The sequence below is a fragment of the Psychromonas algicola genome (assembly GCF_004378355.1).
Taxonomy (GTDB): Bacteria; Pseudomonadota; Gammaproteobacteria; order Enterobacterales; family Psychromonadaceae; genus Psychromonas.
This window is the reverse complement of sequence record NZ_SNUB01000039.1, coordinates 19,706-27,663: the sequence shown is the minus strand read 5'-3', so window position 1 is coordinate 27,663 and position 7,958 is coordinate 19,706. Positions and strand designations below refer to the sequence as shown.

Sequence of the window (7,958 nt, the reverse complement as noted above, 5' to 3'; positions counted from 1 at the left end):
GACAATATTGTTGATGAAGTATGTAAGGCATGGAATGACTTTGTCAGCATCCCTCTAAGAGTAAAAAGCATGTGCTTTAGAGACTGGATGAAACTGACCAGTTAATTTTACAGATTGGTATGATTTAAAATCAGTATTATTTATATCGTTCATAGTTTTATATATTTGTGGTTAACAATAACAGCTATCAGATCATATTTTTAATTAGATTGGTATTACGAGCGACTAAGCGCAGCGAAGGCTTTGGCGGCATCTTGTTTCCTTGAACGTCGTTCAAGGGACTGCGATACCAAAGGTCTCCGCAACACAAGAGCTGGACATTGCTAGACGCCTATTTAAGAAAGCCCCACTGATTAGTTTCGGTGGGGCTTTTTTGCTTTTTGGGTTATGGCACCATCAACGTCAATCAATGAATCCATCATTTCAACGAACTTCCTTATGCCACTGGCATAAGAGACTCGTTTACATTTTCCACTCGATAAAAGGACCTTGCTCCTTCCCATGTCGAACTCAAAAGTGGAAGGTAGATGCACCGATGATGCGGCAAGTATTGCGACAACGATGTTTTACGAACGACTAAGCGCTGCGAAGGCTTTGTTACCTTTGTTACCTTTATTTGTTTCGACAGGGCTTTTTTGGCTTTGGCTTGTGCTTCCATGAATGCAAATCATGGCTGCTTTTCTTTATAGGGTAAAGTGATCTTATTCATTCTACGTCACATTTAACAATAAGGTAGCTGCCACCTAATCAAATAGAATAGTGAAAGTCTTACAATATTTGCTACGCGTATTAAAATAAAAAACGAAATTATAATCCTATAATTTCGATTGTATTCATAACTAAAAAACTAACACCTTGAAGCATTGAAAGCTCAAATAGATATCGTTTTGAGTACCTTGTGTTATTTTTTGGACTTCTTTTTCTTTGATTCCTCAAGAAGGTATGAAACAAAGTTCTTAATTGTATTTAAACTTAGCTCTGCACTCTTCATATGATTATCTAAGTCCATCACTTCATGCTCTTGTTGCTCAAGCTCTCGGCGTTTAACTTCATCTTTTAATTCATATAAAGTTTTTTGTGTTTCATCGATTAATTTATTTAATCTTTCATTTGTTAATACTTGTAAATTACTCATATTTTTTTCCTTATTAAATTGCGCTACTGATACCTAAACAAAGTGCTGGTGCGATAAAAAATACGCCTAAAATATATCCTAATGCAGCGAGTTTATTTTCTGATGCTATCGACCCTAATGATTCCGCTGCTTTAATAGGTATGTTGCGTAAGAAAGGAATTCCATAAATAACAGCAACTCCTAAAATATTATAAGTAAGGTGAATAAATGCAATTTGTAAGGCTGCTTGTGCATTGCCTGATACTGCAGTGGCGGCTAAGACTGCGGTTATACAAGTTCCAATATTGGCACCTAATGTGAACGGATAGATGTCTCTTAATTTAAATGCACCTGAACCTGCAAGTGGCACCATTAAGGAAGTGGTTGTTGATGAAGATTGAACTAAAACGGTCACTAACGTACCTGACGCGATACCTGATATAGGGCCTCGTCCTATAGCGGTGTGCATTATGTCTTTTGCTTTACCTACCATTAGTTTTTTAAGCATTTTACCTACCAAGGTAATAGCCACAAAGATAAGTACGATACCAAAAATGATTAATGCTATCCCCCCCGTCTGGTCGCCCATTGTTTTAGCTACATCTTTAAATGTATCTACAACTGGCGCTGTTACCGCTTTGACAAAGTTGAAGCTTTTTATGGAAGTATCGCCAGCACCATAGAACAAACTAGACAGCCAAGAACCCATTTTTTCTAATAAGCCGAACGCTATCTCTAATGGTAAGAATATGATTACAGATAATAAATTAAAAAAATCATGTACAGTGGCGGCTGCGAAAGCACGTTTGAATTCCTCTTTTGAACGGACATGACCTAACGATACAATAGTATTAGTGATTGATGTCCCTACGTTAGCCCCCATAACCATCGGCACCGCAAGCTCAACAGGTAAGCCTCCGGCAACAAGCCCCACTATTATAGAGGTCACTGTAGATGAAGATTGAATTAATGCTGTTGCAACAATACCGACAACTAAACCTGCAAATGGGTTGCTTGCGAAAGCAAAGAGCTCTTTTGCGTGCTCCCCCGCAGACATTTTAAATCCACCGCCAATCATACCGACTGCACAAATCAATAAATAAACTAATGCAGCTACTGTCACCCATTGTAAATATTTTTGATATGCGCTTTTCTTCTGATGCACTTGTGGATGTACTTCTTTATTCTTTTCCGACATTTTCATTATCTCAGTAGTTTATGTTGGCTATCAAAATACAGCGTTTTCTTTACAACGATGTTACAATTTTTTCCATATTCTAATAAAAACTGAGGAAATAAATTTTAATCTTAGATACTTGAGAACACTGGAGTTGAATGTTTATGAAGGGAAGTGCTTTTTGTTGCTTGTGTGTTGCCAAAATGTTACATAGTGATGCGCCGATATAAAAAATGCACCAAATTATGACGTTTCACTTATATCTTGTAAATCATCTTTACTATTAATCAGTTGCTTATGCTTTGGATTAATTTTTGCATTACACTAAATGCATCTGTCGAATCAAATGAGAGAAAAATGAATAACATAATCGCTTACCCGATACAAAATATTATTAACTATGCTGGCTTTAGGGCAATGCTCAGTATTTATATAACCCTTATTCTACTCATTATCGCTACTTATTTTGTCACACTCTATTTTCCAGGAACACTTCCTTCTCAAGCATTACCTATCGAATTATTTCTTCTATTGTATCTATCAATGTCACTGATTGTTGTCTTTAAGAATGAGTTGAAACTTTTTAATCAAATGTTCACCTCTGTTAATGCAGATACTTTTGATTATCGACACCTTAAAACGAGTAATTTGATTGCTGCGGCCGCACTTGATGAATTGATGTCGTCTTATCGTGAGCTTGGTCGAGTCAATGACAAAAACAAAGATAGATTAAATGAAGTTGCTTATTCGGCAATACAAGTGATCGATACTGCACGCGCAGTAACGGTTAATGTTGAAAAGCAATCTGATGCGACCAATTCTACCGCAGCGGCTATTAATGAAATGAGCACTTCTTTAACGGAAGTAAATTCACGTATTGGGGATGTACATCACTCTTCTGAACATGCTTATGTAACAGCAGAAAAAGGAAGAGTTTCAATTGCTGAACTTAAATCATCACTGGATCATGTTGCCTTTGAAGCGCATGAAACTTCAAGTGATATCGAACAACTAATGACACTTGCTAACGCTGTTGCTGAGATATCTGAATCTATACAAGGTATCGCAGCTCAAACTAATTTATTAGCACTAAATGCATCAATAGAAGCCGCTAGAGCGGGGGAGTATGGGCGAGGGTTTGCCGTTGTTGCAGATGAGGTTAGAGCATTAGCGACTCGTTCACACACTGCTGCTGATAGTATTGTAAAAAATGTTGGTTTAGTTATCGATCAAGGTAATAAAATCAGTACCAGTATGGCTAAAGTAGTAACTCAATCATCGCAGTGTACGGAGGGAGCAAATATTGTCGATCAGTCGTTACAAGAAATTGAAGAGGCGACGTTTGAAGTAAGAGAAAAAATGAAAATTGTAGCAACCAATGCAGAACAGCAAATGATTGCAACCGATGAGATTTCGAGGCACGTGGAGTTAGTTGTTCAAGGCGCAAGAGATAATGCCGATATTGCAAAACAGACTGAAACCGTCGCAACCCATTTGAAATCATTGACACAGAGCACTTAGAAGGAATCTGAGATGGTACTATGTATTATTATTTTAGCGTTTATAGTCTTGTTTTCTGTCGCATTACATCATTATAAAATTAAAAAACAAAAAGCTTTGCAAGCTCAGGGTTTAATAAATATTTCTCATATTAAGCGTCTAATTAGTTTGATTCAAAGTCATCGTGGACTCAGCTCTGCTTTATTGAATGGCGATGATAGTAAGCAAGTTCCCTTACAAGCTCTTGAGCAACAAGTTGATATTGAAATAACCTCTCTAAAAGATCAGGCTGCGATTCAAGAAACAAGTCGGTGGAGTGGTTTTATTGATCATTGGGGGCGTTTAAATAAGAAAGATAACCAAAGAGATTCAGAGAATAGTTTTAAACAACATACACAGCTCATTTCCAATTTATTATATTTATTAGAAGATGAAGCTGAAAGAAGTCATTTAAATGCAGCCTGTTTGATTGAGTTGCAGACTATTGGTTTTGTATGGCGAGAGTTAGTTGTCACCACTGAAACGATTGGTCAATCTCGTGCCATTGGTACAGGTGTTGCAACAAGTAAAAAATGTTCGAGCGTGCATAAAATTCGATTATCATTTTTGCAACAACATATAAAATTAACAATGAATGAAACTTTATCTAAATTATCTTCGTTGGACGCATTTTCTAAAAAGCATTCTGAATTGTTACAGATTGCTAAGTCTAAAATGGAGTTCTTTAGCAATACAATCGAGAACGAATTGATTAAAGCAGATCCTATCACAATCAATCAAGACGAATACTTCGCTTTAGCGACTGATAGTATTAAAGCACTTGATGATATTTTTGATCATCAAATGCAACAAATACAACAAACTATCTGATATTAAATTGCTCACTTCACAGTTTGTGAGCTCTTTTTACTCTCCGCTTAGCATTAACTTTATTTTCTATTTGTAAGCACTTTTTTATCACGTTATTATTTTCTTTTTTTAACCTTGGATAGTTATGACTTACTTGCCTTTATTATTTGTTGCACTCGTTGCTGTTGAGCACTTTTACATTCTTATTTTAGAAATGTTTTTATGGACCAAACCGAAAGCGTTAAAAGTGTTTGGTTTATCTAAAGAAGAAGCTGAAAAGACTAAAATGGTCGCTGCTAACTTAGGTTTATATAATGGATTTCTTGCTGCTGGCTTAGTGTGGGGAATGGTTCATCCTGATCCAACTGTAGGTATTCAGGTGCAGATTTTCTTTTTATTTTGTGTTTTAGTGGCTGCGATTTATGGTTGCGTTACTGCTAAGAGATCTATTTTGTTTGTGCAAGGTTTACCTGCTTTAATTGCCTTAATCCTTCTTTTATTGTAATTAATAGCACTTTCATTTTTGATTAAGAAGGTCTACTTACTCGGGCCTTCCTAATCATAAAATAAGTGTCGTATTTAGCCTAGTTACAATCCCTAATGTTGATCTCTATTTTATGTTAGATGATCACTAAATCTGCACCATCATCTAAATTTAGACCTCAGTATCAATAACTTACTTTATTTAACTTGATTTATAATACTACTAATTGAATGCTCCTAATGATCATTGCATCCTAGATTTGCATAATAAGTATCAAGTGTTAATTAAAAACGGTTTGTTTTACTAGTTTAATAAATACTTAGTGAATTTTAACACTCTCTATAAAACCCTTCGTGTATGGAATTTTCATTGAGAAAATATCGTTTTTACTTCCCCATTTTCTCCATATTTCTTGCATAGTTTTACACTAAAGTACTGACAGATTTAACAATAACCTCTAACCAAAGCACTAAAAAAGGTAGTAGAAACGATGAAAAAGAGCAGTGTGTGGATTCTCATATTGAGCACGATATTAATTTCGTCAGTGAATGCGAAAGAGCAACTTACCGCAACGATTATTGGGTCAGGTTCGCCACTTTATGATGAGAATAGAGCAAGTGCTAGTGTCTTAGTTACTGCAGGAAATACTCAAATATTAGTTGATATGGGGAATGGGGCTCAAACTAATTTAAATAAATTAGGTGTTCAAGCGCGCACATTATCTGCTTTGCTCTTTACACATCATCACCTCGATCATAACGAGGAGTTCGTCCCTATCTTTATTAGCTCTTTATTAGGTAGAAATGATTTTATGATTATTGGGCCTCCTAATACTGAAAAATTAACAGAAGTTAATTTGGATTTGTATCAAGAAGACATTGAGTATCGTTTGAGCAAAACGCAAAGAACTTTAACTGAGCGTCAAAAATCCTTTAAAGTTAAGGATATAAAAGGAGGGGAATCTTTTAAAATTGGCGATGTAAGTGTTAGCACTGTCGAAGTGCCACACACTATTCACACCATTGCTTATCGTTTTGATTACAACGATCAATCTGTGGTGATCACTGGTGATCTTACCTATGAAGAAAACCTACCCGCTTTAGCTAAAAACGCTGATTTTATGATCATTGATTCAGGTGGCATGATCATGACAGGACGTAATAAAAAATCTAATACTAATAACAGCGCTAAAAAGAAAGGTAACAATAATCGTGTAAGAGCGCATTTAGACTTAGCTGACTCAAGCTTACTGGCTAAACAGTCTAACGTTAAAAACTTGGTTTATACGCACTTTACGCCAGGTGTTATCGATGAAGCTGCAAGTTTAAAAGAGATCCGAAAAAATTATGCTGGTAATGTTATTTTTGGTGCTGATTTGATGGTGCTTAACAGTTCAACTAGTCAATCAAGTTCACCTGTTGTAGCGGTTATAAAAAGTAGTCATACCTATCAAATAGTCGATACGGGACAAAAGACTTTTTATAGTGATAGCAAGGTGATTTCTGCCCCAGCTGAAGGTGATGACTTCTTCGGTCAAGATGCAAGCTATGTTATTAGCGATCCTTCTTATACGAATAACAACAATGGCACCATTAGCGATAATGTGACTGGCTTAATGTGGCAGCAAGGTTTAACAGAGAAATTAACCTACGAAGAAGCATTACAAAAAGCGGAAAGCTTTAATCTTGGTGGCTATAGTGATTGGCGCGTTGCTTCATTAAAAGAGTTGTATTCACTTATTCAGTTCACTGGTACTGTCATGGGCGAAAAAGCGTTAACGCCTTTCATTGATACTAATTATTTCACTCAGCCTTTAGGTGATACAGGGCAGGGAGAGCGTGAAATTGATGCACAAGTCTGGAGTCGTACCGAATATGTAGGTAAAACCATGGGGAAAGATGACACCATATTTGGTGTGAACTTTGTGGATGGGCGTATTAAAGGATATCCAAAATATAACCCTCGCACTCGTGAAGCAAACAAAATGTACTTTAGGTTAGTGCGTGGCAATGAAGACTACGGCAAAAATGATTTTACCGATAACAAGGATGGAACTATTACAGATAAAGCGACTGGTTTGATGTGGCAAACTACTGATAGTACAAAGGGTATGAATTGGGAAGAGGCATTAGCTTATGCAGAAAATCTAACTTTAGGAGGCTATGACGATTGGCGTTTACCCAATGCCAAAGAATTACAAAGTATAGTGGATTATTCTCGTTCGCCTGAAACGTCGAATTCAGCGGCGATTGATCCTGTTTTTCAAATATCTTCAATTATCAATGAAGGCGGTGAAAAAGATTACCCTTATTATTGGAGTTCTACGACGCATTTAGATGGTCCCGTTCCTGAAGCGGGGGCGGTTTATATCGCTTTTGGTAAGGCTTTAGGCAAGATGCGAAACACGATAATGGATGTACATGGTGCGGGAGCACAACGCAGCGATCCGAAAACGGGCGAAGCAATGTCAAGAGGACCGCAAGGCGATATGATACGTGTTGATAATTACGTGCGTGTGGTACGAGGTGGAGAAACGGATGCAACAACAACTCAAGAAAAATCATTTAGTTACTCGCAGATTCCATCAAGTAATGGGCAACAAGTAAAAGCGAATAAACAAACAAGAAAGGCGCCACAAGGGCAAGGAAATCGTTTTATTAATCGTTTAGATAAAAATGGTGATGGTAAGGTTTCGGCTGCTGAATTTAAAGGACCTGCAAATAGATTTAAACAATTTGATAAAAATAATGATGGATACATCACTGCCGAAGAAGCACCTACTGGTCCACCCAATGAAAAGAAAAGATAATTAATCAATTACACTTGATAAAATG

Annotated in this window: 6 protein-coding genes; 4 read left to right on the top strand and 2 right to left on the bottom strand. The window is 36.7% G+C overall.

The window, feature by feature from the left end; all coding sequences use genetic code 11:
• Positions 1-901 precede the first annotated feature (901 nt).
• Positions 902-1,135 (bottom strand): hypothetical protein, encoded by a 234-nt coding sequence (locus E2R67_RS14950; RefSeq protein WP_134291749.1) that lies wholly within the window; start codon positions 1,133-1,135, stop codon positions 902-904.
• A 13-nt stretch (positions 1,136-1,148) separates the two neighbouring features.
• Positions 1,149-2,312, bottom strand: a complete 1,164-nt coding sequence (locus tag E2R67_RS14945; protein WP_134291748.1) for a Na/Pi symporter — start codon at positions 2,310-2,312, stop codon at positions 1,149-1,151.
• 336 nt (positions 2,313-2,648) lie between these two features.
• Between E2R67_RS14945 and E2R67_RS14940 the strand changes: the two genes are divergently transcribed.
• From E2R67_RS14940 to E2R67_RS14925, 4 genes are all read left to right on the top strand, one after another.
• The gene (locus E2R67_RS14940; protein ID WP_166739403.1) at positions 2,649-3,812 is read left to right on the top strand and encodes a methyl-accepting chemotaxis protein; all 1,164 of its coding nucleotides are present in this window, start codon (positions 2,649-2,651) and stop codon (positions 3,810-3,812) included.
• 12 nt (positions 3,813-3,824) lie between these two features.
• Positions 3,825-4,661, top strand: a complete 837-nt coding sequence (locus E2R67_RS14935) for a hypothetical protein (protein WP_134291746.1) — start codon at positions 3,825-3,827, stop codon at positions 4,659-4,661.
• A 124-nt stretch (positions 4,662-4,785) separates the two neighbouring features.
• Entirely contained in the window at positions 4,786-5,145 is a 360-nt protein-coding gene (locus tag E2R67_RS14930; RefSeq protein WP_134291745.1) for a DUF1304 domain-containing protein, read from the top strand.
• Between the two features lie 499 nt (positions 5,146-5,644).
• On the top strand, positions 5,645-7,933 hold the full coding sequence (locus E2R67_RS14925; protein ID WP_208379546.1) for an Lcl domain-containing protein: 2,289 nt from the start codon (positions 5,645-5,647) through the stop codon (positions 7,931-7,933).
• The last annotated feature ends 25 nt before the right edge of the window (positions 7,934-7,958 follow it).